14 protein-coding genes and 1 pseudogene are annotated in these 26,321 nt (G+C 70.9%); 2 read left to right on the top strand and 13 right to left on the bottom strand.

Going from position 1 to position 26,321, the window contains the following annotated elements; genetic code table 11:
• Window positions 1-12: 12 nt before the first annotated feature.
• The 5 genes from ACFY9V_RS14775 to ACFY9V_RS14755 form a co-directional block, all read right to left on the bottom strand.
• On the bottom strand, window positions 13-1,029 hold the full coding sequence (locus ACFY9V_RS14775; protein WP_391161526.1) for a chitinase: 1,017 nt from the start codon (window positions 1,027-1,029) through the stop codon (window positions 13-15).
• Between the two features lie 200 nt (window positions 1,030-1,229).
• Complete coding sequence (gene glgB / locus ACFY9V_RS14770; protein WP_391161525.1) at window positions 1,230-3,767, bottom strand: 1,4-alpha-glucan branching enzyme; 2,538 nt, start codon at window positions 3,765-3,767, stop codon at window positions 1,230-1,232.
• The gene (locus tag ACFY9V_RS14765) at window positions 3,764-5,311 is read right to left on the bottom strand and encodes a maltokinase (RefSeq protein ID WP_391161524.1); all 1,548 of its coding nucleotides are present in this window, start codon (window positions 5,309-5,311) and stop codon (window positions 3,764-3,766) included. Before ACFY9V_RS14765 ends, glgB begins: the two co-directional genes overlap by 4 nt.
• Before the next feature lie 442 nt (window positions 5,312-5,753).
• Window positions 5,754-7,454, bottom strand: coding sequence for a maltose alpha-D-glucosyltransferase (treS, locus tag ACFY9V_RS14760; protein ID WP_355349586.1), 1,701 nt, complete (start codon window positions 7,452-7,454; stop codon window positions 5,754-5,756).
• Window positions 7,451-9,436: a maltotransferase domain-containing protein gene (locus tag ACFY9V_RS14755; protein WP_391161523.1), complete on the bottom strand. Its 1,986-nt coding sequence runs from the start codon at window positions 9,434-9,436 to the stop codon at window positions 7,451-7,453. The genes treS and ACFY9V_RS14755 overlap by 4 nt, the downstream gene beginning before the upstream one ends.
• Window positions 9,437-10,157: 721 nt before the next feature.
• Here ACFY9V_RS14755 and glgP point away from each other — a divergent pair.
• Window positions 10,158-12,767 (top strand): alpha-glucan family phosphorylase, encoded by a 2,610-nt coding sequence (glgP, locus tag ACFY9V_RS14750; protein WP_355349580.1) that lies wholly within the window; start codon window positions 10,158-10,160, stop codon window positions 12,765-12,767.
• A gap of 578 nt (window positions 12,768-13,345) precedes the next feature.
• Here the strand turns inward: glgP and ACFY9V_RS14745 are convergent.
• From ACFY9V_RS14745 to ACFY9V_RS14720, 6 genes are all read right to left on the bottom strand, one after another.
• Window positions 13,346-14,890 carry a DEAD/DEAH box helicase gene (locus ACFY9V_RS14745; RefSeq protein ID WP_391161522.1) on the bottom strand — a complete coding sequence of 515 codons (1,545 nt, stop codon included), beginning with the start codon at window positions 14,888-14,890 and terminating at the stop codon, window positions 13,346-13,348.
• A 51-nt stretch (window positions 14,891-14,941) separates the two neighbouring features.
• On the bottom strand, window positions 14,942-15,145 hold the full coding sequence (locus ACFY9V_RS14740) for a cold-shock protein (protein WP_188279682.1): 204 nt from the start codon (window positions 15,143-15,145) through the stop codon (window positions 14,942-14,944).
• 277 nt (window positions 15,146-15,422) lie between these two features.
• Window positions 15,423-17,771, bottom strand: coding sequence for a M4 family metallopeptidase (locus ACFY9V_RS14735; protein ID WP_391044828.1), 2,349 nt, complete (start codon window positions 17,769-17,771; stop codon window positions 15,423-15,425).
• 571 nt (window positions 17,772-18,342) lie between these two features.
• Window positions 18,343-20,304 (bottom strand): ABC transporter transmembrane domain-containing protein, encoded by a 1,962-nt coding sequence (locus ACFY9V_RS14730; RefSeq protein ID WP_391161520.1) that lies wholly within the window; start codon window positions 20,302-20,304, stop codon window positions 18,343-18,345.
• On the bottom strand, window positions 20,301-22,289 hold the full coding sequence (locus tag ACFY9V_RS14725) for an ABC transporter transmembrane domain-containing protein (protein ID WP_391161519.1): 1,989 nt from the start codon (window positions 22,287-22,289) through the stop codon (window positions 20,301-20,303). Before ACFY9V_RS14725 ends, ACFY9V_RS14730 begins: the two co-directional genes overlap by 4 nt.
• A gap of 1,120 nt (window positions 22,290-23,409) precedes the next feature.
• On the bottom strand, window positions 23,410-23,892 hold the full coding sequence (locus ACFY9V_RS14720) for a hypothetical protein (protein ID WP_391161517.1): 483 nt from the start codon (window positions 23,890-23,892) through the stop codon (window positions 23,410-23,412).
• 120 nt (window positions 23,893-24,012) lie between these two features.
• On the opposite strand from ACFY9V_RS14720, the pseudogene ACFY9V_RS14715 reads away from it, so the two are divergent.
• Window positions 24,013-24,307, top strand: a pseudogene (locus tag ACFY9V_RS14715) (transposase family protein); the annotation flags it as partial.
• 9 nt (window positions 24,308-24,316) lie between these two features.
• Here ACFY9V_RS14715 and ACFY9V_RS14710 read toward each other — a convergent pair.
• Window positions 24,317-24,697, bottom strand: coding sequence for a hypothetical protein (locus tag ACFY9V_RS14710; RefSeq protein WP_391044665.1), 381 nt, complete (start codon window positions 24,695-24,697; stop codon window positions 24,317-24,319).
• A 327-nt stretch (window positions 24,698-25,024) separates the two neighbouring features.
• Window positions 25,025-26,296: an MFS transporter gene (locus ACFY9V_RS14705; protein ID WP_391161738.1), complete on the bottom strand. Its 1,272-nt coding sequence runs from the start codon at window positions 26,294-26,296 to the stop codon at window positions 25,025-25,027.
• Between the last annotated feature and the right edge of the window lie 25 nt (window positions 26,297-26,321).

The raw sequence follows: 26,321 nt of genomic DNA, 5'->3' as shown, positions 1-26,321 counted from the left end.
TCTGACGCGGCCTCAGCCGGTGTACGCGGCCAGGGCCTTGGTGAAGTCGTACGTGTTCTGCGTGATGCCGCTGCACGAGTCGCCCGCGGACTCGCCGGAGCCGCACTTGCGGTCCCGGTTGAGGGCCCAGAAGCTGACGCGGGCCAGGTGGTGGCTGGTCGCGTAGGACACGATCGACTTGAAGTCCGCGAGCGAGACGGTCTCGCCCGCGCTGTCGGTCTTGCCGTTCATCGAGGACAGGCCGACCTTGCGGTAGGCGGCGTCGGAGGACAGCCCGTACGCGCTGGCGACGGCGTTCTTCAGGCCGTCCACCGCGGACTTGGTGGTGGCCAGCATGTCGGTGGTGCCGCCCTGGTCGTAGTCGAAGGGCATGACGGCCCAGGCGTCGATGTTCAGCCCGGCGGCGGCGCCCTTCTTGATCAGGTCCTTGCCCGCGGAGTCGGGCCCGGTCGGCGTGGTGCCGAAGGTGACGTAGATCTTCAGGGCGCTGTTGTTCGCGCGGACCGTCTTGAGCGCGTCGACCACCCGCTGCCGCACGGTCGCGTTGCTGAACTCGCCCGCCTCGATGTCGATGTCGATCGACTTCAGGGAGTAGGCGTCGATCACCTTCTGGTACGCCCCGGCGAGCGCGGACGCCGATGTGCACTTCTGGCCCAGCTTGTTGCCGCTGTAGCCGCCGAAGGAGACGGTGACGTCACCGCCCGCGTTCCTGATCGCGTTGATCGTGGACTGGTCGGTGCCGCCGGTCAGCGCGCGGCTGCCGTCCCACTTCGGGTTGCAGCCGCCGTCGGAGAGCATGAAGGCCATCGTGAACTGCTTGATGCCGGTCGCCGACATCACCGACGTGGCCGAGGGCGGGTTGCCCCAGCCCAGGTAGAGATAGGGCGCCGAGATGCCGCTGGGCAGCGCGGTCGCCGCCGCGTGGGCGGAACCGGCCGCCGTGCCGAGGCCGAGCGCGAGGGCGGCGGTCAGCCCGGTGGCGGCGGCGAGGGCGGTCCTGCGGAGGCGGGGGGTTGCGGAGGACGACATGGGGGGACACTCCTTGCCTGAGCGGGGAGTCGAGCTTCCGGAAGGGCCCGGAAAGGCGTTGCCGGAACGGTAGTAGCGCTGGCGTGTCCGCAACAAGGGTTTTGGTTAGGAAACTTTCCTGTCCTGCTGGTGGGGCGCAAACGGCCCCCGCGGGCCGGGCCGTCGCCCGGCCCGCGGGGGCCGTGTCGGTCACGCGAGGGCTACGCCGGGCGCAGCCAGAGGGTCGCCAGCGGGGGAAGGGTCAGCGAGATGCTGTGGGGCTGGCCGTTCCAGGGCGTCGGCTCGCTCTTGACGGGCTCGGCGACCACGACGCCGCTGCCGCCGTAGCGGGCCTCGTCGGTGTTCAGCACCTGCTTCCAGACGACGTCGGGGGAGCCGAGGCGGTAGTTCTCGCGGACGACGGGGGAGAAGTTGCTGACGCACAGCAGCGGGTCACCCGCCTCGTCGTAGCGGAGGAAGGAGAAGGTGTTGTCCTCCACCGCGCCGCCGTCGATCCAGGTGAAACCGCTGGGGTCGGTGTCGAGCTGCCACAGCGCGGGCGCGGCCGTGTACGCCGCGTTCAGGTCGCGGACCAGGTCGCGTACGCCCCTGTGGTCGGCCGCGGCCGGGTAACTCTCGTCCAGCAGCCACCAGTCGGGGCCGTTCTCGTGCGACCACTCGGCGCCCTGCGCGAACTCCTGCCCCATGAAGAGCAGTTGCTTGCCGGGGTGCGCCCACATGAAGCCCAGGTACGCCCGTACGGTGGCCCGCTGCTGCCACCAGTCGCCGGGCATCTTCGCCACCAACGAGCCCTTGCCGTGCACCACTTCGTCGTGCGAGATGGGCAGCACGTAGTTCTCCGAGTACGCGTACACCATGGAGAACGTCATCTCGTTGTGGTGGTACTTGCGGTGCACCGGCTCGTGCGAGACGTAGTCCAGCGAGTCGTGCATCCAGCCCATGTTCCACTTCAGGCCGAAGCCGAGGCCGCCGAAGCCGGCCGGGCCGACCAGGTGGGTGGGCCGGGTGACCCCGTCCCAGGCCGTCGACTCCTCGGCGATGGTGACGGTGCCGGGACAGCGCCGGTAGACGGTCGCGTTCATCTCCTGGAGGAACGCCACCGCGTCCAGATTCTCCCGGCCGCCGTACGCGTTGGGCAGCCAGTCGCCGCCCTCGCGGGAGTAGTCGAGGTAGAGCATCGAGGCCACCGCGTCCACCCGCAGCCCGTCGATGTGGAACTCCTCGCACCAGTACACGGCGTTCGCCACCAGAAAGTTGCGCACCTCGGTACGGCCGAAGTCGAACTCCAGGGTGCCCCAGTCCGGGTGTTCCGCCCGGCGCGGGTCGGCGGGCTCGTACAGCGGCGCGCCGTCGAACCGGGCCAGCGCCCAGTCGTCCTTGGGGAAGTGCGCGGGCACCCAGTCCATGATCACGCCGATCCCGGCCGCGTGCAGGGCGTCCACCAGGTACCGGAAGTCGTCGGGCGAGCCGAGCCGCGAGGTCGGCGCGTAGTACGACGTCACCTGGTAGCCCCAGGAGCCGCCGAAGGGGTGCTCGGCGACCGGCATCAACTCCACGTGCGTGAAGCCGAGTTCCTTCACGTACGCGGGCAACTGCTCGGCCAGCTCACGGTAGGTCAGCCCCGGCCGCCACGAGGCCAGGTGCAGTTCGTAGACCGAGAACGGCGCCCGGTGCACCGGGAGTTCGCCCCTGCGGGCCATCCACTCCTGGTCGGCCCACTCGTACGCCGACTCCGTGACGACCGACGCGGTCGCGGGCGGCACCTCGGTGGCCCGCGCCATCGGGTCGGCCTTCATCCCGCGCGAGCCGTCGGGCCGGGTGATCTCGTACTTGTACGCCGTCCCGGCGCCGACGCCCGGCACGAACAGCTCCCACACCCCGGTCGCGCCCAGCGAGCGCATCGGGAAGCCGGTGCCGTCCCAGTAGTTGAACTCCCCGGCCACGCGCACCCCGCGCGCGTTCGGCGCCCACACCGCGAAGCGCGTACCGGTCACGCCGCCGTGCGTCATCGGCCGGGAGCCCAGCGCCTTCCACAGCTCCTCGTGCCGCCCCTCCCCGATCAGATGCAGGTCCAGCTCCCCGAGGGACGGCAGGAAGCGGTACGGGTCCTCCACGATGTGCTCGCCGTCGTCGTACGTGACGGCCAGCCGGTACTCCGGCACGTCGGTGCGGGGCAGCACCGCGGAGAAGAGGCCGTCGGCCTCGTCGGTGAGGTCGAACCGCTCGCCGTCCACGACGGCCGCCACCGCCCGTGCGAACGGCCGCAGCGCCCTGATCCGGACGCCGCCGTCCACCGGGTGCGCCCCCAGCACTCCGTGCGGGTCGTGGTGCGCGCCGTCCAGCAGCCGCCGGCGGTCGTCGCCGACCAGGCTTCCGGGTTCCGGCCCGAAGGAGGGCTCGGGGTCGGCCCCGGACCTCCCGCCGGTAGTGGGCTGCTCGCGCTCACGCGGCGGCAGCCGCACGTCGGACTCGGCCCCGCGCCCCTGAGGGGCGCTCTCGGCGAGCCGGCCGGTCGCGGCCGGGCCCGCGCCGGGCACCGTGACCGCCGGGGCCACAGGGCCCGCGCCCGGCACCGGGGCGGCCGGTACCGCCGGGGCGTCGGACGGTGGGGCAGGCGGGGTCGTATCCGCGAGCGGGGCCGGCCCCGGAGCCGTGCCGGAGGCGGCCGGGTGGGGGGTGCCGCGGTCGTAGCCGCGCGCCTGGGCCTCGGGGAGGAAACGGTCGTCGGGGCGTGTCACGGGCTGGACTCCTCAGAAGGGGCGGCGTCAGAAGTGGCGGCGGCCAGGCGGGCCAGGGCGGAGAGCGGGATGGGGAGCCAGGCGGGGCGGTGCCGCGCCTCGTACCGGGCCTCGTAGACCGCCTTGTCGGTCTCGAAGGCCCGTATCAGCACGGGCTGTTCGCGCGGGTCCACCCCGGACACGGCGGCGTACCCGGCGCAGAAGGCGTCCCGGTGGCGGGCGGCCCAGGGACCGTTGCCGCTGTGGTGGGCGGCGTAGTCGAAGGACCGCAGCATGCCCGCCACGTCCTGGACCGGCGGCGCCGCCCGGCGCCGTTCGGCCAGCGGCCGGGCGGGCTCGCCCTCGAAGTCGATCAGCACCCACTCGCCGTCCGGACCGCGCAGCGCCTGCCCCAGGTGCAGGTCGCCGTGGATCCGCTGGGCGGTCACCGCGTTGCCGGGGGCCGCGCCGAGCCGCGCGAGGTCGTCGAAGGCCGAGCGCAGCGCCGCGACGTGCGGCCGTACGGCCGGGACCTCCTTCGCGGTCTCGTCCAGCCGCCGGGTCATCGCCGAGGCGATACGTTCCAGCGCTGGGCCGTCCAGGGTACGGACCGGCAGCGCGTCGGCCAGGGCGCCGTGCACCTCGGCCGTGGCGCGGCCGAGCGCCGCCGCCTCGCCGGTGAAGTCGCCGTCCTCGGCGACCGAGGCCAGGGCCAGGGCCCAGCCGTCGGACGAGCCGGGCAGGAAGCGCTGGAGCACACCGAGCGTGGTCGGCTCCGTCGTGCCCGCCGCCGCGCCCTGCGGGCCCATGACGCCCTCCGGCGGCAGCGCCTCGAACCAGGCGACCGGCTCCGCGACCCGACGCGAGCCCTTGTGGGCCAGCGCGAGCGACAGCTCCAGGTCCGGGTTGGTACCGGGGGAGACGCGGCGGAACAGCTTGAGGATGTAGGCGTCCCCGTACACGACCGAGGTGTTGGACTGCTCGGCGGTGGAGACGCGCGGGGTCAGCCCCGGCGGGAACTCCTCCTGCGGCTCGACGCTGAAGCGCAGCCGCCCGGTGGTGCCGGGCGCGCGGAGCCGTTCGAGCAGCAGCGCGGCCAGCCGGGGGTCGTGCGGCGCGTCGTAGAGCGTCAGGCCGTCGTACGGGCCGCCGACGGCCGGGCCGAGCGCGGCCCGTACCAGCGCCGACGGCAGCAGCGGGTGCGCGCCGAGCAGCAGTTGGTAGCAGTCGGCGGGGCGGCCGGGCTGCTCGACGTCCACCAGGACGTGCAGCAGCCCCAGCGGGCCGAGCCGGCCGCCGGGAGGCATCAGCTCGGTGGCCGCGGCCAGCCGGAAGCCGCCGATGGGCAGGCCCTTGCCGGCGAACCAGCGCTGTTTGGGCAGCCAGGAGCGCAGCAGCGGTTCGAGCGACCGCAGCAGGCCGGGCGCCAGCGGCCGCCCGGCGACGGGCGGCACACCGCTCGCGGACGGCACGTCCGGGCCCGTCGGCGAAGCGGCGGCCGAGGCCGCGGCCGAGGCGGCGGCCGGGGCGGATGAGGAAGCCGCGGCCGAGCGCGCGTCCGTCACGGGGCGTGACCCCGACACGGATGGTGAACTCGATGGTGAATTCGATACGGACGGTGAGGTGGATCCGGATGGTGAGGTGGGTACGGAAGGAGCACGGGTCCAGGAGCGGTCCGACATGACGTCCTTTCCCCGGGGAGTCGCGCACCCGGCCGCTTCGACGCGCGGCGGGGGCGCCAGCCTCCCGGATGACGGGTTCGGGCTGTCCGGCGACACGGGGAGCCTGCCCCGGGCGGGTGACAGGAAACCGCCGTACGGCCCGCCCGCGTGACGATCATGTGTCAGCGAGCCGACGTACGACGGAATGCGCCCCGCGGGTGCTGCTGGGGTACTCCGGATACTGCCAGGGGTCCGGGATGCCCGCTACTCGGAGCGGGGGCCGGCCGCGGGGGCGGTGCGCCACCCGCGTCGGCTGCGGGGGGCCGGTCGCTCCGGCCCCCCGCCGTCACACCTGCTCGCGGCGGAGCCGGAACCAGTAGAAGCCGTGGCCCGCGAGGGTGAGCAGGTACGGCAGTTGACCGATCGCGGGGAAGCGCACCCCGCCGATCAGCTCCACCGGGTGCCGCCCGGCGAAGCTCCGCAGATCCAGCTCGGTGGGCTGGGCGAACCGCGAGAAGTTGTTCACGCACAGCACGAGGTCGTCGCCGGACTCGCGCAGGAACGCCAGCACGGCCGGGTTGCTCGACGGCAGCTCGGTGTAGGAACCGAGCCCGAAGGCACGGTTCTGCTTGCGGATCTCGATCATCCGCCGCGTCCAGTGCAGCAGCGAGCTGGGTGAGCTCATCTGCGCCTCGACATTGGTGACCTGGTACCCGTAGACCGGGTCCATGATCGTGGGCAGGTAGAGCCGTCCGGGGTCGCTGGACGAGAAGCCCGCGTTGCGGTCGGGGGTCCACTGCATCGGCGTACGGACCGCGTCCCGGTCACCGAGCCAGATGTTGTCGCCCATGCCGATCTCGTCGCCGTAGTACAGGATCGGGGATCCCGGCAGGGAGAGCAGCAGCGCGGTGAACAGCTCGATCTGGTTGCGGTCGTTGTCCAGCAGCGGTGCCAGCCGCCTGCGGATGCCGATGTTGGCGCGCATCCGCGGGTCCTTGGCGTACTCCGCGTACATGTAGTCGCGTTCCTCGTCGGTCACCATTTCGAGGGTCAGCTCGTCGTGGTTCCGCAGGAAGATGCCCCACTGGCAACTCGCCGGGATGGCGGGAGTCTTCGCCAGGATTTCCGACACCGGGTAGCGCGATTCCCGCCTGACCGCCATGAAGATGCGCGGCATGACGGGGAAGTGGAACGCCATATGGCATTCGTCGCCGCCCTTGCGGAAGTCGCCGAAGTAGTCGACGACGTCCTCGGGCCACTGATTGGCCTCGGCCAGCAGCACGGTGTCGGGGTAGTGCGCGTCGATCTCGGAGCGCACCTTCTTCAGGAACTGGTGGGTACGCGGCAGGTTCTCGCAGTTGGTGCCCTCCTCCTGGAAGAGATAGGGCACCGCGTCCAGCCGGAAACCGTCGATCCCGAGGTCGAGCCAGAAGCGCAGCGCGGCCAGGATCTCCTCCTGCACCCGCGGGTTCTCGTAGTTGAGATCCGGCTGGTGGGAGAAGAACCGGTGCCAGTAGTACTGCTTGCGCACCGGGTCGAACGTCCAGTTCGAGGTCTCGGTGTCGACGAAGATGATGCGGGCGCCGTCGTACTGCTTGTCGTCGTCCGCCCAGGTGTAGAAGTCCCCGTACGGTCCCTCCGGGTCGCTGCGAGACTGCTGGAACCACTCGTGCTGGTCGCTCGTGTGGTTCATGACGAAGTCGATGATCACGCGCATGCCGCGCTGGTGCGCGGCGTCCACGAATTCCACGAAGTCCGCCAGGTCGCCGAATTCCGGCAGCACGGCCGTGTAGTCGGCCACGTCGTATCCGCCGTCCCGCAGCGGTGACGCGAAGAACGGCGGCAACCAGAGGCAGTCCACGCCGAGCCACTGGAGATAGTCCAGCTTGGCGGTGATGCCTTTCAGGTCGCCTACGCCGTCTCCGTTGCTGTCCTGGAAGGACCGGACGAGGACTTCGTAGAACACCGCCCGTTTGAACCAGTCGGGATCACGGTCCTTGGCCGGTGTGTCCTCGAAGGTGTCAGGGACGGGTTCGTTGACGATCAACTGAGTGACCCTCCGATCGAAGGAGACGGTCGCAGCGACAGGACATGCGCGGGCGCGCGGCCCGGCTCAAGGCGCACATAGTTGTCTCTGCCCCAGTGGTAGGTGTCCCCGGTGAGCTCGTCGCGCACCGGGTATGACTCGTGCCAGGAGAGCCCGAGTGCCGGCATGTTCAACGAGACGGTGGCCTCCTGGGTGTGGAACGGGTCCAGGTTGACGACCACCAGTACGACATCGTCGTCGCGGCGCTTGGAGTAGGCCAGTACCGCGCTGTTGTCCACTGGGTGAAATGTGATGTCCCGTAGCTGCTGGAGCGCCGGGTGACGGCGGCGCAGCCGGTTGAGCGTGGTGATCAGCGGGGCGAGCGAGCGGCCCTCGGCCTCGGCCGCCGCCCAGTCCCGCGGCCGGAGTTCGTACTTCTCCGAGTGCAGGTACTCCTCACTGCCGGGCTTGGCAGGGGTGCCCTCACACAGTTCGAAGCCCGCGTAGACGCCCCAGGTGGGCGAGAGCGTCGCGGCGAGCACCGCCCGCGCCTCGAAGGCCGGACGGCCGCCGTGCTGGAGGAAGGCGTGCAGGATGTCGGGGGTGTTCACGAAGAAGTTGGGCCGCATCCACGCTGCCGCCTCCCCGCTCAACTCCCGCATGTAGTCGGTCAGTTCGCTCTTGTCGTTACGCCAGGTGAAGTACGTGTACGACTGCTGGAAACCGATCTGGCCGAGGGTGGCCATCATCGCGGGACGGGTGAACGCCTCCGCCAGGAAGATCACGTCCGGGTCGGTGCGGTTGATGTCCGCGATGACCTTCTCCCAGAACACCACCGGCTTGGTGTGCGGATTGTCCACCCGGAAGATCCGCACCCCGTGCGCCATCCAGTGCCGCAGCACCCGCAGGGTCTCCCTGACGATGCCCGCGAAGTCCTCGTCGAAGGCGATCGGGTAGATGTCCTGGTACTTCTTCGGCGGATTCTCCGCGTACGCGATCGTGCCGTCCGCGCGGTGCGCGAACCACTCCGGGTGCTTGGCCACCCACGGGTGGTCGGGCGAGCACTGGAGCGCGAAGTCCAGCGCCACCTCCATCCGCAGCTCGCGGGCCCGCTCCACGAAGTGGTCGAAGTCCGCCAGGGTGCCCAGGTCCGGGTGGACGGCGTCGTGCCCGCCCTCGGGGGAGCCGATCGCCCACGGCGAGCCGACGTCGTCGGGGCCGGGCGTCAGGCTGTTGTTCGGGCCCTTGCGGAAAGCTGTGCCGATCGGGTGAATGGGCGGCAGATAGACCACGTCGAACCCCATCGCGGCCACCGCGGGCAGCCGCTCGGCCGCGGTACGGAAGGTGCCCGAGCGCGGCGGGGCGCCCTCTTCGAGCACCGCCCCCTCCGAGCGGGGGAACAGCTCGTACCAGGACCCGTACAGCGCCCGCTCCCGCTCCACGTGCAGCGGCAGCGGCCGGGAGGCGCTGACCAGCTCGCGCAGCGGATACCGGTCGAGTGCGCCGACCACGTCGTCCGCCAGCGCCGCCGCGTGCCGGGCGGCGGGGGTGCGCGAGGCGTCCCGCAGCGCGTCCACCGCGGCCAGCACACCCGCCCTGCCGTCGCCCTTGGGCACCCCGGCCGCCGCCCGCTCGTGCAGCAGCGCGCCCTCGGCCAGCACCAGTTCGGTGTCGATCCCGGCGGGGATCTTGATGCCCGCCGCGTGCCGCCAGGTCGCCACCGGGTCGGACCAGGCCTCCACGCAGTACGTCCAGCGCCCCTCGGCCGTCGGGGTGACGCGCGCGCCCCACCGGTCGGTGCCGGGCTCCAGTTCGCGCATCGGCGTCCACGGCCCCGACCTGCCGGTCGGGTCCCGCAGCACCACGTTCGCGGCCACCGCGTCGTGCCCCTCCCGGAACACGGTGGCGGTCACCTCGAAGGTCTCTCCTGCCACCGCCTTCGCCGGGCGGCGGCCACAGTCCACCAACGGACGGACATCGACGACGGGAATACGACCGATCATTGCCTCACCTGACAGCGCTGTGGATGGGACGGCGGAGATGGGGGGCGCCGGACAGCGGCCCACGGCGGCGGCGAGCAGCGTCGCGACGGGCCGCTCCCTCGCGGGCCCCCGCTCTTTTTAGCTGTTCCGGGCAGTGCGGGCTTGCCTGCATGGCCGCTCCAGTCCGCGTTCACTCGTGTGGAGGTGATAGGTGACGATCCGGGACGATTGCTGCCATGACTGTGGTGCCGTACGTGTGGTGCCGTGGGACCTGACGGTGCGTTGTGACGCTGTGTGGTGCAGTCTCGTGCTCCGCGCGAAGCCCCGCAATCGGAGCCTGCCCACGCTCCGCGAGACGAAAGCACCTCACCGAAGCGTTTCGGGAGCGCGTCACGAATGCTCAATCCGCCACCCCCGACCTGCCCCTGACGCCATTGTGGGGCCGACCACGGGCGCGCCTGACACGCGCCCCCGAGAGCGCCCCCGCGCACGCCCCCACCGTACGCGAAGCACCCGACACGCCCGCGTACGGCCGTACCCTCACGTCACCCGGAACCCCCAGGGCGACGGCGGTCACGCGCCGGGCCGGTGACCCCCGACCGGGCCCGTACGACCTGCCCCGCCCACCGGCGTGATCCGCACTGCGACCGGTCGCTTCCGTGAGCCGCCGTTCGCGCGTTTGAACCACCGGATCGTGGACACTGGCCGCAGGCCCCCCGCCATCGGGTCTACGGTCGAATACGTGAAGGCAATCCGTCGATTCACCGTGCGCACCGTCCTGCCGGAACCTCTGCGCCCGCTCGGGGAGCTGGCCCAGAACCTACGCTGGTCATGGCACCCGGAGACCCGGGAGCTGTTCCAGAGCGTCGACCCCGTGGGCTGGCGGGCCGCCCAAGGCGACCCCGTGCGGCTGCTCGGCGCCGTGTCCAAGGAACGGCTCGCCGCGCTCGCCGGGGACCGGCGCTTTCTGCGCCGCCTGGCCGCCGCGGCGGAGGAACTGGCCGACTACACCAGCAACCCCCGCTGGTATCAGGAACAGAGCGACCTGCCCGCAGCCATCGCCTACTTCTCACCCGAATTCGGCATCACCGCCGCGCTGCCGCAGTATTCCGGCGGCCTCGGCATCCTCGCCGGCGACCACCTGAAGGCCGCGAGCGACCTCGGTGCCCCGATCATCGGCGTCGGCCTGCTCTACCGGCACGGCTACTTCCGCCAGACCCTCTCCCGCGAGGGCTGGCAGCAGGAGCAGTACCCCGTCCTCGACCCCAACGAACTGCCCGTCACCCTGCTCCGCGAGACGAACGGCGCCCCCGCCGAGGTCTCCCTCGTCCTGCCCGGCGGCCGATCGCTGCGCGCCCAGATCTGGAAGGCCCAGGTCGGACGCGTCCCGCTGCTGCTCCTCGACTCCGACGTCGAGGCCAACGAACCCGCCGAGCGCGACGTCACCGACCGGCTCTACGGCGGCGGCAGCGAGCACCGGCTGCTCCAGGAGATGCTGCTGGGCATCGGCGGCGTCCGCGCCGTCCGCGCCTACTGCCGGATCACCGGCCACGCCGAACCCGAGGTGTTCCACACCAACGAGGGCCACGCCGGTTTCCTCGGCCTGGAGCGCATCCGTGAACTGGCCCTCGAAGGGCTCGACTTCGACGCGGCGCTGGAGGCCGTACGGGCCGGGACGGTGTTCACCACGCACACCCCCGTCCCCGCGGGCATCGACCGCTTCGACCGCGAACTGGTCGGCCGCCACCTCGGCGACGGCGGCGAGCTGCCCGGCGTCGACATAGGCCGCGTCCTCGAACTGGGCATGGAGACCTACCCCGGCGGCGACCCCAACCTGTTCAACATGGCGGTGATGGGCCTGCGGCTGGCCCAGCGCGCCAACGGCGTCTCCACCCTGCACGGCTCCGTCAGCCGCGAGATGTTCGCCGGGCTCTGGCCGGGATTCGACCCGGAGGACGTGCCGATCACATCCATCACCAACGGCGTGCACGCGCCCACCTGGGTCGCCCCCGAGGTGTTCCGGCTCGGCGCCCGGCAGATCGGCACCCAGCGCGCCGAGGACGCCCTGATGGTCGGCGGCGCCGACCGCTGGGAGGCCATCGCCGACATCCCCGACGCCGCCGTCTGGGAACTCCGCCGCGAACTGCGCGAACAGCTCGTGGAGGACGTACGGCGCCGGGTCCGCGAGTCCTGGCGGCAGCGCGGCGCGGGAGAGGCAGAACTGGGCTGGACCGACAGCGTCCTCGACCCCGACGTGCTCACCATCGGCTTCGCGCGCCGGGTCCCGTCGTACAAGCGGCTCACCCTCATGCTGCGCGACCAGGACCGGCTGATGGACCTGCTGCTGCACGCCGAGCGGCCGATCCAGATCGTGGTCGCGGGCAAGGCGCACCCGGCCGACGACAGCGGCAAGCGGCTGGTCCAGGAGCTGGTCAGGTTCACCGACGACCCCCGGGTCAGGCACCGCATCGTCTTCCTGCCGGACTACGACATGCGGATGGCGCGGCTGCTCTACCCCGGCTGCGACGTCTGGCTCAACAATCCGCTGCGTCCGCTGGAGGCCTGCGGCACCTCGGGGATGAAGGCCGCGCTCAACGGCTGCCTCAACCTGTCGGTGCTCGACGGCTGGTGGGACGAGTGGTTCGACGGCGACAACGGCTGGGCGATCCCCACCGCCGACGGCGTCGTCGACGAGGACCGCCGCGACGAGCTGGAGGCCGCCGCGCTCTACGACCTGCTGGAGAAGCAGGTCGCGCCGCGCTTCTACGACCAGGGCGCGCAGGGCCTGCCCGGCCGCTGGATCGAGATGGTCCGGCACACCCTCACCACCCTCGGCCCGAAGGTGGTGGCCGGCCGGATGGTCCAGGACTACGTCCGCACGCTGTACGCGCCCGCCGCCCGTTCGCACCGCGCCGTACACGGGGAGGAGGCCGGGGCGCTGGCCGCCTGGAAGCGGCGGGTACGGCAGCAGTGGCCGCGGGTCTCGGTCCAGCACGTGGAGACCGGCTCGGTCGGCGGCACCCCGGAGCTGGGCTCCACGCTCACCCTCCGGGTGGAGGTCGCCCTCGGCGAGCTGGACCCGACGGACGTCGACGTCCAGCTCCTGTCCGGCCGCGTCGACGCCGCCGACCGGCTCGCCGATCCCACCGTCGCCTCGCTCAAGCCCACCTCCCGCACCGACAGCGCGGGGCGCTACCACTACGAAGGGCCTCTCACCCTCGACCGCACCGGCCCCTTCGGCTACACCGTCCGCGTCCTCCCCACCCACCCCCACCTGGCCACTCCCGCCGAGCTCGGCCTGATGGCCATCCCCCCGGAAACGGAGGGCATGACCGCCGGCCTCCTCCGCTAGCCGCCCTCCGACCGGGGCCCGCCTCCCCAGCGGGGCTGGCCTCGGGCCGGGGGCTTGCCTCCGGCGTGGGGTTGGCCTTCCGGCCGGGGGGCCCGCCTCCGGCCTGCCCAGCTCGTGCGGTGCAGAGGGCCGGAGGCTTCGGGTCGCCGTGTCGGCCTGCGGCCGGGGGCTCGCCTCTGGCGTGGGGCTGGCCTTCCGGCCCGGGCTTCGCCCAGCGCCTCCGGCCTGCCCGGCTCGTGCGGTGCCGGGGGCCGGTGGCTCCGGTTCGCCGTGTCGGCCTGCGGCCGGGGCTCGCCTTCGGCGTGGGAACCGTTGCGGCCCCGATCCGCCGGTCGGCCTGCGGCCGGGGCTCGCCTCCGGCGTGGGGTCGGCCTTCCGACCGGGGCTTCGCCCGGTGTCTCCGGCCTGCTCGGCTCGTGCGGTGCAGGGGGCCGGAAGGTTCGGGTCGCCGATTCGGCCTGCGGCCGGGGGCTGTTTCGGAGCCGCCCGCCCGCCCGGCGGCCGAGGTGGTGCGGCGGAGAGGGGGAAGCGCCCCCGCCGAGGGGATCGGCGGGGGCGCTTCGGTGTGCGGGGTGGGGTCAGGCCGCGCGGCCTGAGCTGCCGGTGTCGCCGCCGCGGGCGCGGCGGCCCACCGCGCCGCCGCGGCCGGCGGCGGCGCCGGGGCCGGTGCGGCGGCCGCGGCCGGCGGCGCCCTCGTTGGCGGTGGCGCCGGTACGGCGGGATGCGGCCTTCTTGGCGGGCTGCTGACGCTCACCGGCGGTAGCGGCGCCGCCGCGTCCACTGCCGCCGCGACGGCGGCGGGACGGGGCCGCGCCGGGAGCCTTGGCCTTGGGCGCCGGGACCTCGGCGGCGGGCAGCGTGACCGGGGTGCCGGACGGCTGCCGGGCACCGGTGATCCTGACCAGATCCGCGTCGCCCGGACGGACCCGGGCGGTGTGCGGCCGGATACCGGCCTGCGTCATGAGCCGGGCGTTCTCGCGCCGCTGCTCGGGCAGCACCAGCGTGACGACCGTGCCGGACTCACCGGCCCGCGCCGTACGCCCGCCGCGGTGCAGATAGTCCTTGGCCTCGGTCGGCGGATCGACGTTCACGACCAGGTCGAGACCCTCGATGTGAATCCCGCGCGCCGCGACATTCGTGGCCACCAGCGCGTCGGCCGTCCCCGTACGGAACTGGTCGAGCGCCCGGTTCCGCTGCGGCTGCGACTTGCCGCCGTGCAGCGCCACCGCCCGCACCCCGAGGCCCAGCAGGTGCTTGGTGAGCCGGTCGGCGCCGCGCTTGGTGCCGACGAACATGATCACGCCGCCCTGCCGGGCGGCGATCTCCGCGGTCACCGCCCGCTTGGTCGCCTCGTCGACGTGCAGCACGTGGTGCTCCATCGTCGTCACCGTCGCGGACGACGGGTCCACCGAGTGCGTGACCGGATTTTTCAGGAACCGCTTGACCAGCTTGTCGACATTGCGGTCCAGCGTCGCCGAGAACAGCATCCGCTGCCCGCCCGGCTTGACCTGCTCCAGCAGCCGCGTGACCTGCGGCAGGAACCCCATGTCGGCCATCTGGTCGGCCTCGTCCAGTACCGTCACGCCGACCTGGTCCAGCGAGCAGGCGTGCCGTTCGATCAGGTCGAAGAGCCGGCCGGGGGTCGCGACCAGGATCTCGGCCCCGCCGCGCAGCGCGGCGATCTGCTTGGTGATGGAGGCGCCGCCGACCACCGCGGTGGTCCGCAGCCCGAGCACCTTCGCGTACGGCGCGAGCGCGTCGGTCACCTGGGTGGCCAGCTCGCGGGTGGGCACCAGCACCAGCGCCAGCGGACGCTTGGCGTCGGCGCGGCGGCCGAGCGCCTTGACGCGGGTCAGCATCGGCAGGCCGAAGGCCAGCGTCTTGCCGGAGCCGGTACGGCCGCGGCCGAGCACGTCACGGCCGGCGAGCGAGTCCGGCAGCGTCGCGGCCTGGATCGGGAACGGTTCTGTCACCCCGTCGGCGTCCAGGGCGGCGACCAGCGCCGGGTCGAGCGGAAGCTCGGAGAACAGCTTTACGGGGGACACGGGTGACAAAAGCGGGATTCCTTCCTCGGGCCGCCACGGCGGGAGCCATTGCGGCGGCTGCACGCGAGAGGCCCGCACCGTGCGGTGCGGGCCTCCCGTTACCGAGCGTCGCGGCCCGGTTACTCTGAATTAGAGCGGACGGATGTTCTCCGCCTGCGGGCCCTTCTGGCCCTGCGTGACGTCGAACTCGACCTTCTGGCCCTCAAGCAGCTCACGGAAGCCCTGGGACTGAATGTTCGAGTAGTGGGCGAACACGTCCGGGCCGCCACCCTCCTGCTCGATGAAGCCGAAGCCCTTTTCCGAGTTGAACCACTTCACGGTTCCGGTAGCCATAACAATCTCCCTATGGTGGGGCAGTTTCCAAACCCGCACTGTACGGATATGGGTCGCTGTAGATGATCACCCCACACCGGAGAAATCCGGCAAAACAAAAGTGCGCCCGGAATCGCAATCATCCAGGCGCACAAAAAGTTCTGGGTACCACAACTGCAACGCGACCAGCATACCAGAGTCCTGCGGCCTCCGGTCGATCTTGTCCCGGCGAGTTCCTCCGCCCGGGTCCTGCGGCGGGTGGGGACCCGCCGCAGGACTCAGACACGAGCCGTACGGGCTAGCTGACGTTGACCGCCGCGTCGTCGATCAGGAACGACGTCGCGAGGGAGGCGTCCTCGGTGCCGGTGAACTTCAGGCTGACGGTCTGGCCCTTGTAGGAGGACAGGTCGACCGAGCGCTGGACGTAGCCGGTGCCCTTGTTGACGTTGGAGTAGGTGACCAGGGTCGTGCTGCCCGCCGTGAGGGTGAGCTTGTCGTACGCCGTGGTCGTGGAGGTCTCCTGGCTGCTGATGTAGAGCCAGTAGGTGAAGGTGGCGCTGGTGCACGAGGCGGGGATCGTGACCGACTGGGCGAGCGTGTCGGTGTGCGTGGTCCCGTAGCCGTTCAGCCACGCCTTGTACGAGCCGCCGTGGGACGCGGCGCCGGTGCTGTTGTCGATCACGCCCGACGTCGTCGTCCAGCCGGTGTTGCCGCTCTCGAAGCCCGGGTTGGTCAGGAGCTGCGCCGCGGTGCAGCCGCCGCCGCCCGCGCTGGTGACCGTCCAGGTGAAGGTGGCCGTACCGGTGGCGTTGGTGGAGTCCTTCGCCGTGACCGTCACGCTGGAGCTGCCGGTCGCGGTCGGGGTGCCCGAGATCAGGCCGCTGGAGGCGTTGATCGACAGACCGGCCGGCAGGCCCGTCGCGGTGTAGGTCAGCGCGCCGCCGTTGGTGGTGCTCGCCTGGATCTGGAGGCTGGCCGCCGTGTTCACCACGGTGGACTTGGCGCCCGGGTTGGTGACGGTGACGCCGCTGGGCGTGGTGACCCGGCTGCCGACGTTGATCGCCGCCCAGGTGTTGGCGACCGTGTTGTACGTGGCGCTGTTGGCGCCCCACAGGTCGGCCGCCGCGAGCAGCGACTGGGTGCGGGCCGACGCGTAGTTGGTGGTCGAGGTGAAGCGCTCGGTGAGCGCCTTGTACCAGAGCTTGAGGGCGTTGTCCCGGCCGATGCCGGGCACCGACAGACCGTCGGAGGTCGGGCTGTTGTAGCTCACACCGCCGATGACCTTGGCGCCGCTGCCCTCGGAGAGCAGGTAGAAGAAGTGGTTGGCCGGGCCCGACGAGTAGTGCACGTCGAGGCCGCCCAGGCTGGAGGACCAGTAGTCCTTCGAGCCGCCGTCCTTGCTCGGCTGGTCCATGTACCGCAACGGCGTGCCGTTGCCGTTGATGTTGATCTTCTCGCCGATGAGGTAGTCACCCGGGTCGGAGGTGTTGTTGGCGTAGAACTCCACGCCGGTGCCGAAGATGTCCGAGGTGGCCTCGTTCAGACCGCCGGACTCACCCGAGTAGTTCAGCCCCGCGGTGTTGGAGGTGACGCCGTGGCTCATCTCGTGGCCCGCGACGTCGAGCGCGGTCAGCGGGTGCGTGTTGCCGCTGCCGTCGCCGTACGTCATGCAGAAGCAGGAGTCGTCCCAGAAGGCGTTGACGTAGCTGTTGCCGTAGTGGGCGCGGGAGTACGCGGCCACACCGTCGCCGCGTATGCCGCTGCGGCCGAAGGTGTTCTTGTAGAAGTCCCAGGTCTCCTGGGCGCCGTAGGCCGCGTCCACACCGGCGGTGGTGGCGGTCGACGGGTTGCCGTCGCCCCACGTGTCGCTGGACTGCGAGAACAGCGTGCCGGTGCCGGAGGTGCCGTGGTTCAGGTTGTACGTCTTGTGGCCGCCGCGGCCGCCGTCGGTCAGCGTGTACGTCGACCCGGACTGCGTGGTGCCGATGGTGACCTGGCCGCTGTACTCACTGTTGCCGATGCCGGTCTCGATGCCCTGGTACTCGTACAGGCGGTTGCCGGTGCTCGCGTCGGTGATGACGTGGAGCTGGTTCGGCGTGCCGTCCTCCTGGAAGCCGCCGATGACGGACTCCCAGGCCAGTACGGGCGTACCGGACGCGGCCCAGATGACCTTGTGCGGCGCGCCGACCGCGGCCGGGGAGGCCGCGCCGTCCGCCTTCGCGCGGGCGAGCGCCGTGGTCTTCGCCGAGTCCGCGCTCTTGACCGCGGTCGTGCTGGCCACCGCCACCGAGGCGTTGGTCGCCTTGTCGACACCGGTGGTCGCCCCTGCGGCGTCCTGGTGCACGATCAAGTCGCCGCCGAGGACCGGCAAACCCTGGTACGTACGCTCGTAGCGGGTGTGGACGGTGCCGTCGGTGTCCTTGGTGACGGACTTGACGACCAGCTTCTCACCCGAGCTCAGGTGCAGCGAGGACGCGGTGGCCGCGCTCTTGGTCTGCGCCTGCGAGACGAGGGTGGCCTGCTGGGCCGGGGAGAGCGATGCGGGCAGCGCACCCGCTCGCGGCTGAACATGTGTACTGGCCTGGGCCGTTGCCTGCCCGGGTACGCCTGCTGAGGCCGTACCCGCGGGCAGTGCGACCGCCAGCATCGCTGCACCGGCAATCAGCACTCCTGCTGCTGTTGCCTTGCGGGGGGATCTGCGCACTCGTCACTCCTTCTGCGGCGACCGCGGATGGGCGGTCGGTGACAGTCCGGACAGGTGGGGTTGGTGATCTGTCCGGGTAGAGCTGTGGCACTGCTGTAGTGCTGTGGCGTTGCTGTGGAACGGGGCACAGAGTGGCATCCTTTACCGGTACATGTCAGTGGCGTGGGGCAAACTTGGCCGAAAACAGTCCGTTGTTCGGTGAGCGGTGTTCGCATAGCGGTCATTTGTCATCGCGGTGTTGCGCGGAGAAGAAGTTTTTCTGCGGGCGAATGGGGTCAAGAGGGGGCCAATCCGGCCCTCTGGATCAGGCGCAGTTGGTGTCCCGGCAATACGAACCGCCCTTCGCGCGTGGCGCGAAGGGCGGTTCGTTGGCGCGGGCCGGGCGGTGCGGCGCCGCGGGGCGGGGCGGTGCGCCGATCCGGACGGGGTGATTCGCCGACACCAGCGGGGTGGTGCGCCGACGCGGGCGGGTGCCGCGTCGGCGTGGACGGCCTCGTCGTAGGGGCGCTGACGGTCAGACCAGGCTGTCCCGCCACGCCTGGTGGAGTCCGGCGAAGTGGCCGTCGTCCGCGATGAGTTCGTCCGGGGTGCCGTCCTCGACGATCCTGCCGTCGCGCATGACCAGGACCCGGTCGGCGATCTCCACGGTCGACAGCCGGTGCGCGATGATCACCGCCGTACGCCCGTTGAGCACGGTGTGCATCGCGTGCTGGACGGCCTTCTCGCCCGGCACGTCCAGCGAGGACGTCGCCTCGTCCAGGATAAGCACGCCGGGGTCGGCGAGCAACGCCCGCGCGAAGGCGACCAGTTGGCGCTGGCCCGCGGAGATACGGCCGCCGCGCTTGCGTACGTCCGTGTCGTAGCCGTCCGGCAGCGCCGCGATGAAGTCATGGGCGCCGATGGCCTTCGCGGCGGCCTCCACATCCTCGCGGGAGGCGTCCGGCCGGCCGATCGCGATGTTCTCCGCGACCGTCCCGGAGAACAGGAACGCCTCCTGCGTCACCATCACGACCCCGCGCCGCAGATCGGTCTGCGTGAGATCGCTCAACTCCACGCCGTCCAGCAGCACTCGGCCGCTGGTGGGGTCGTAGAACCTGGCCAGCAGTTTGGCGAGCGTCGACTTGCCCGCGCCGGTCGCGCCCACCACGGCGACGGTCTGCCCCGCGGGCAGCCGCAGCGAGAACCGCGGCAGCACCTCGCCGCCCGTGCGGTACGCGAAGCGCACCTCGTCGAAGACGACCTCGCGGCCCGGCAGTTCGCCCGCCCGCTCCGGCAGCGGCACCGCGCGCTCGGGCGCGGGCTCCGGCACGGTCGGCCGCTGGGCCAGCAGCCCGGCGATCTTCTCCAGTGAAGCCGCCGCGGACTGATAGGAGTTGAGGAACATGCCGAGCCGGTCGATCGGGTCGTAGAGCCGCCGCAGATACAGCACGAAGGCGGCGAGCACACCGAGCGCCATCCCGCCGTCCGCCACCCGGTACGCGCCCCACATCACGATCGCGGCGATCGTGACGTTGGCGATCACGCGGGAGCCGACGACGTAACGCGCCATCTCCAGGATCGCGTCGCCGTTGGCCCGCTCATGGCGGTGGTTCAGTTCGAGGAACGCCTCGTCGTTCGGCTCCTCGCGGCGGAACGCCTTCACCGGGCGGATGCCGTTCATCGTCTCGGTGAACTTCACGATGACGGCCGCGATGGCCGTGGACCGCTTGCGGTAGGCGACCATCGAGCGCCGCTGGTACACGCGGATCGCCACGTACAGCGGGGCGTACGACACCAGGGCCGCCAGTCCCAGCTCCCAGTCGAGGAAGATCAGCAGCGCGGTGATGTAGACCGCCGACAGCACGACCTCGATCAGCTCGTCCAGGCCGTCGTTGAGCAGTTCGCGGATCGACTCGACGTCCGAGGTGGAGCGGGAGATCAGCCGGCCCGAGGTGTAGCGCTCGTGGAAGTCCAGGCTGAGGGTCTGGGCGTGCCGGAAGATCCGGCCGCGCAGGTCGACCAGCACGTCCTGGCTGACGCGGGCGGCGACTCGGATGAAGAAGCGCTGGAGCGTGCCGGAGGCGATGCCGCAGCCCATGTAGCCGCAGGCGACCGCGATCAGCGCGCCGTGCCGGCCGTCGCGCACCGCCGGGATGGCGTGGTCGATGGCGTACGCCACCAGGAGCGGGCCCGCCTGCACGGCCGCCTGCTGGACCAGCAGCAGGATCGCGGCCAGCCAGACGCGGGCGCGGTGCGGGCCGAGGAGCGAGCGCAGGAGGGTGAACTGGGCGTTCTTCGGGGCGGGCAGGACGTCTTTGGCGAAGGGGTCGTCGGGCGGGAGCGGCGCGGCGGTGGGCTCGTCGAAGTCGTACTCCTCGGTGGCGCCGGCTTCTGTCGCGTCCTCTTTCGTCGCGTCCTCTTTCGTCGCGCTCTCTTTCGCCGCCCTCTCTTTCGTCGAGCCCTGTTCTGTCGAGCCCTGTTCTGTCGCGGAGGTCATCGGGCGTCGCTCCTCTCCCGCGCGGCGGAAGCCTCGTCGGCCTCCCCGGTCCGTTCTTCGGCGCCGTGCTGCTCCGGCAGGTCCGGGTGCCCCTCGGCGTCCGGCTCTTCGTCGGCGCCTGACTCTTCGTCGGCGCCCGGCTCTTCGTCGGCGCCCGACATCAGGTGGCGGTAGACCGCGCTGTCCCGCAGCAGTTCGGCGTGCGTGCCGACGGCCGTGATCCGGCCGTCCTCCAGCAGCGCCACCCGGTCCGCGAGCATCACCGTGGACGGGCGGTGCGCGACGACCAGCGCGGTCGTGTCGGCCAGCACCTCGCGCAGCGCGGCCTCGACCAGCGCCTCGGTGTGCACGTCGAGCGCCGACAGCGGGTCGTCCAGGACCAGGAACTGCGGGCGGCCGACCACCGCGCGGGCCAGCGCGAGCCGTTGCCGCTGCCCGCCGGAAAGGCTCAGTCCCTGCTCGCCGACCTGCGTGTCCAGGCCCTGCGGCAGCCGCTCCACGAAGCCGCACTGCGCGACGGCCAGGGCTCGTACGATGTCCGCCTCGTCGGCGCCCTCAGGGCCCGCGCCCATCGCCACGTTCTCCCGTACGGTCGCGGAGAACAGCGTCGGCTCCTCGAAGGCGACGGCGAGCAGTTCGCGCAGCCGCTTGACCGGCAGGTCGGCGATGTCCGCGCCGTCCAGGGTGATCCGGCCGCCGGTCGCCTGGTGCAGCCGGGGGAGCAGCGCGGTCAGCGTCGTCTTGCCGCTGCCGGTGGCGCCGACCAGCGCCATCGTCTCGCCGGGGCCGATGTGCAGGTCGACGCCCTTGAGGAGGTCGGGGCCCGCGTCGGGGGCGTCGGGGTAACGGAAGCGGACGGCGTGCATGCGCAGGCCGTCGCTCGGTCGTCCGACTCCGGTGCCGTCCGTGGCACTCGCGGCGCTTCCGTCGTTCTCGCTCCCGCTGGTGCTGCCGGTGCTGCCGGTCCTGCCGCTGCTGTCGGGTTCGGGGGTGTCCATCGCCTCGAAGTACCGGTCGGCGGCGGTGGCCGCCTCGTTGCTCATCGCGAGCAGGAAGCCGATCGACTCGACCGGCCAGCGCAGCGCGAGCGCGGTCGACAGGAACGCCACCAGGGTGCCCGCCGACAGCTTGCCGTCCGCGACCTGGAGCACACCGCACACCAGCGCGGCGCCGATCGCCACCTCGGGCAGCGTCATGATCACGGCCCAGATGTCCGAGAGGAGCCGCGCCTTGCGCATCTCGGTACGCCACAGCCCCCGGGTCTGCGCGCGGAAGGCCCGCGCCTGGCTGCGGTGCCGGCCGAACGCCTTGATGATCCGGATGCCCAGCACCGACTCCTCGACCAGCGTGGCCAGATCGCCCGCCTGGTCCTGCGCGCGGCGGGCGGCCAGCGCGTACCGCGTCTCGAAGACGGAACACATGATCATCAGCGGCACGGCGGGCGCCAGCAGCACCAGGCCGAGCAGCCAGGACTGCGCGAACAGGATCGCGAAGCCGATCAGCACGGTGACGGTGTTGACCACCAGGAAGACCAGCGGGAAGGCGAGGAACATCCGCAGGATCTGGAGGTCCATCGTCGCCCGCGAGAGCAACTGCCCCGACGCCCAGCGGTCGTGGAACTCCACCGGCAGCCGCTGGAGATGCCGGTACAGATCCGCCCGCATCGCCGCCTCGACCCCGGCCAGCGGCCGGGCCACCAGCCACCGCCTGATCCCGAACAGCAGCGCCTCCAGCAGCCCGAGCAGCAGGATCAGCCCGCCGCCGAGCCACACCCCGGCCGGATCGTGGTCCGAGACCGGCCCGTCCACCATCCACTTCAGCACCAGCGGAATCAGCAGCGCCACGCACGACGCGCCCGCGCCCACCACCGCGGACACCCCCAACCGCACCCGTACCGCCCGCACATAAGGCCAAAGGCGCAGCAGCGACCGAATCGCTGATCTCGAACGGACGGCGGGCGCGGGGTCAGTGGTCGTGGCAGACATCCCTCCCGACATTAGGCGCGACCACCGACACCGCTCACCCTGTTTTCCGCCGCGCCCACGCCCCTCCGATCTCTTCCCGCCACAGGCACGGGGCCGCCCCCGCGATCACCTGTCGCACACCATGCGAATCCTTGAAGAATTCATTACCTCCCCATGACCCGAGGCCCCCGGACCAGACGGCGAGGCCGCCCTCCGCGTGGTCCCCGCGCCGGGGGCGGGTGAGGCCGTCGGGACTCGGCGGTGGCACCAGCCCGCTGGCGACCGTCACGGTGGACGGCAAGTCGTACGGCACCACCGCTCCGTGGACGCTCCCGGCGCCGACCCTGACCGGGCCACGGCCACTTGCGCCTCCGTGCTGCCCGACGTGGACCTCGTGGTCTCCGCGGTCGCGGACGGATTCGCCGAGAACGTGGTCGTCAAGTCGCGCGCGGCCGCGCAGAATCCGCAGTTGGCGGCCCTCCGGTTTCCCGTCACGCTGAATGAGAGTCGTATTCCGGCGGCAAATGAGTATCGCGGTCGAGCCGGAAGTGCGGCCACGGAGAAAGCGAAGTGTCGAACTTGTACCGCGGGTATACGGGTACCCATGGGGGACATGGCAGTACCCTGCTCGTGTGGCGGAAGCTGTGCGGAACGCTGGTGCGGGCAAGGTGTGGCATGAGATGCCAATTGCACCGGCACGACTGGGATGCGTACCGGTGCGGGTGCGGGGAGACGGCGAGGCGCATTCCGGAGACCTTATCGTGGCTGTTCGACGCTGCTGTGCCCGGTGACATCTTTGATCACGGCTTGGATGGCCATCTGGAAGTCCAGTCAATGCTTTTCGAGGCCGCGGTCCCAGCGGTTTCCGTAAATTTGGCCGGCTTGGGTATGGGGTAAAGCCATTCGTGTGAAGTCATCTTATGGTTACTCTGCTCCGGTTGGTTTCTGGAGAATCACATTCGAGTGAAGTTGCAGTTGGACGTCCTGATCTGGGTGAGGAGTACATTGCCGCGGCTCAATCGGGCATTTGGCTGCTAGAACGAAGGACAGATAACCAGGATTAAGGGCTGTCCCGCTCAATGGTCAGAGTGAGCAGCAGGTCTATGGCACCGGGGCTGGCTCAGGTTTCGAGGCGGCCCGGTCACCTGGCCGATCGTCGAAGCGCTTCCCGCCACTCGTCCTTCACATCGCTGGACTCATCCAGCGCGGGATCGCGCCTTCCGCCTGGCGCATAGGCCGGGGACCGCTCTGCGCGGAGCGGCACGTGGGCGCAGTACCAGGCCCGCTCGGCCCCCGCCTGCTCGGCGTCCGTGCCTGTCCGTAGATAGTCGAGTAGTGCGCTCATGACACGGCGTCGTCCGAAGGCGTAGACGGCTGGTTCGGCGAACCAGCGGCAGAAGCTAGGGTCCGGGTCGTAGACCGCTGCGGCCATCAACGCGGCGAAGAACTCTTCGGGTAGGTAGGCGCGTTGGAGCAGTGGCTTGCGCACCGCATGGGCCAGGTGCCGTGCCCGGCGGGTTTCCGGCACGTCGGCCGCGTTCCCGAGATCCATCAGCCGCGCCACCTCGGTGGCGCATGACAGGAATGTGCGTGCAGCTGCCTCGTTGTGCTCTTCGTCATCCATGGCGGCATTTTGGACCGACTCAGGCCGGGAGGTATGGGGCGGTGGTTGTTTCTCTGCCGAGTGAAACGATCGCAAGGTCACCGTGCCTCATCGTCGGCGGGACCCTGGTGCCCACCCTCCCGTGGCTGGGGGGAGTCCGGGGCCAAGGCTGCCGTCGGCACCGCTATGACTATCGTCACGGCGGCTACCAGGACACCGGTCTGGTCATCCCGCACCGCCGCCGTAAGGGCGAAGAACTTCGCCCCGGAAGGAGAAGCACAACCGCTCCCACAAACAGGTCCGCGCCCGCGTTGAGCACACCTTCGCCCGGATGAAGAGCTGGAAGATCCTCCGCGACTGCCGCCTCAAAGGCGATGGCGTGTACCGAGCTGTGCTCGGCGTCGCCCGGCTTCACAATCTTGCTCCGACCCGGTGACTGAGGGGGTCAATCCAGTGCAGGCATGTCAGAACCGGTCGGCCTCGGCGGCCTTTGGTGACCGCATTCCAGCCGAGTCCCGTTGGCGTCGGTCACTGTGTACTCAAGGACAATCCTGGTCGGATCGCCGTTCTCGTAGGGCCACACGGTGATGCCTCCCTCCCAGACAAGGGTGGAGAACCAGACATCGAGCCCTTCGGCTTCAGGTGCGACCGTGAAGACCTCCCCAGGCTTGAGGTAGAAGTCCTCGCCGTACGGCTCGATGAACAGACAGAGATCCCTTTCGCCAGCGTTCTCCACGGGAAGCTCACTGCGCCCCACTGTTCCCCCCAGCCCCCTACCGATGAACCGCTCCACCGTATCCGCCACACCGGCATCGCCGTCACCCAAGCCTTACAAACTCTCTGCGGGACAGTCCTTAGTTGAGGGAACGCGTGACGGGGGCGTTCACGTTTCGGCGGTTCGAGTTGACGACCGGAAGCGGGTCGTACGACCTGGCCGTGCCCACCGATGACGTGGAGACGGTGCGAGGGGACGCTTCTCGTGGTCGGTGGCGCAATGGTCGTCGAACTCGCCCCAGCAGGGCGGCGGTTCCTCGCCGCGCTGACCGACCTCGTTGTGGCCAGAGTGAGCCTGGTTGTACCGGTCGTCCGGGGCAACGGAATGGCCTCGCCGGGGCGGGTGGTGAGGGGCCGGTCGTGATCCGCCGGACAGGCCCTAAGGCGTTGGGACTCGGCGGAGGTTGCGGATGGCGGGGACGGAGAGGAGGAGGGTGCAGACGATGAGGGTGACCACGGCGCCGGTCTGGAGGACGTGGCGGGCGCCGAAGGCGGCGGAGGCGGGGCCGGCGAGGGACTGGCCGACCGGCATCATGGCGATGGAGCCGGCGACCTCGTAGGCGTGGATGCGGTTGAGGATCTCGCCGGGGACCTGGGTCTGGACGCTGGTGGCCCAGTTGACGCCCCAGTAGGCCCAGCAGATGCCGGATCCGAAGACGCAGGCGGCGATCGCGGGGACCGGGAGGTCGAAGCCGACCGAGGCGGGCATCAGGGCGGTGCCGAAGAGGGCGATGGAGCCCGCGCGCAAGGGGCGGTCCGCGCGTACGCGCATGGCGATCAGCGCGCCGACCGCGGTGCCGCCGCCGAGGGCGGAGTTGACGAGGCCGTAGGCGCCCGCGCCGTGCTCGGGGATGATCTGACCGGCGGCGAGCGGTATGTAGGGGCCGAAGACAAAGATCATGTAGCCCATCCAGATCACGATCACCCCCCACATCCAGGTGCGCGCGCGGAACTCCCGCCAGCCCTCCGCGAGATCGGCCTTGAACGTGCCAGTGCCAGTGCCAGTGCCAGTGCCAGTGCCCGACCCCGACCCCGTCCCGGCACCCGTCTTCGCCGGAAGCGGTCGCAGCCGCAGCGCGATCAGACACAGCGCGCTGACCAGATACGTGGACGCGTGGACGGCGAAGACGACGCCCGGTGAGGTGAAGCCGACCAGGACACCGGCGACCGCGGGCCCGGCCAGCCCCGCGACGGACTCGGCGGTACGGGTCACACCGTTGGCGCCCTGCACATCGGTGGCGACCCGCACGACCGTACTGGCCACGCCCGGCTGGAACATGGCCGCCGCCGTGCCGTTGACGACGGCGATCAGCGCCATCTCCCACAGCGTGATGTGGTGGGTGAGGAAGAGCACCGCCGCGGTGGACTGCGTGCCGACGCGTACGAGATCGGCGCCGATCATCAGCCGCCGCGCGTTGAAGCGGTCCGCGAAGACCCCGCCGAAGATCACGAATCCGGCGAAGCACGCGGTGGACGCGGCCATCACCAGGCCGATGTCACCGGCCGAGTAGCCGTACTGGATCAGGCCCGCGGACAGCGCGACCGGCAGCATCGTGTCGCCGAGCATGGCGACGGAGCGGGCGGTGAAGTAGAACCGGAAATTCGCCGACCACAGCCGCTCCTTGCCAGGAAGCGGGGACGTGCGCGGCAGGTCTACCGGGGAGGTACGCGGGAGG

The organism is Streptomyces sp. NPDC008317, assembly GCF_042955955.1.
In the GTDB taxonomy this organism is placed as follows: domain Bacteria; phylum Actinomycetota; class Actinomycetes; order Streptomycetales; family Streptomycetaceae; genus Actinacidiphila.
Note: the sequence above shows the minus strand (reverse complement) of the source record. Positions and strands in the feature narration are given on the sequence as shown.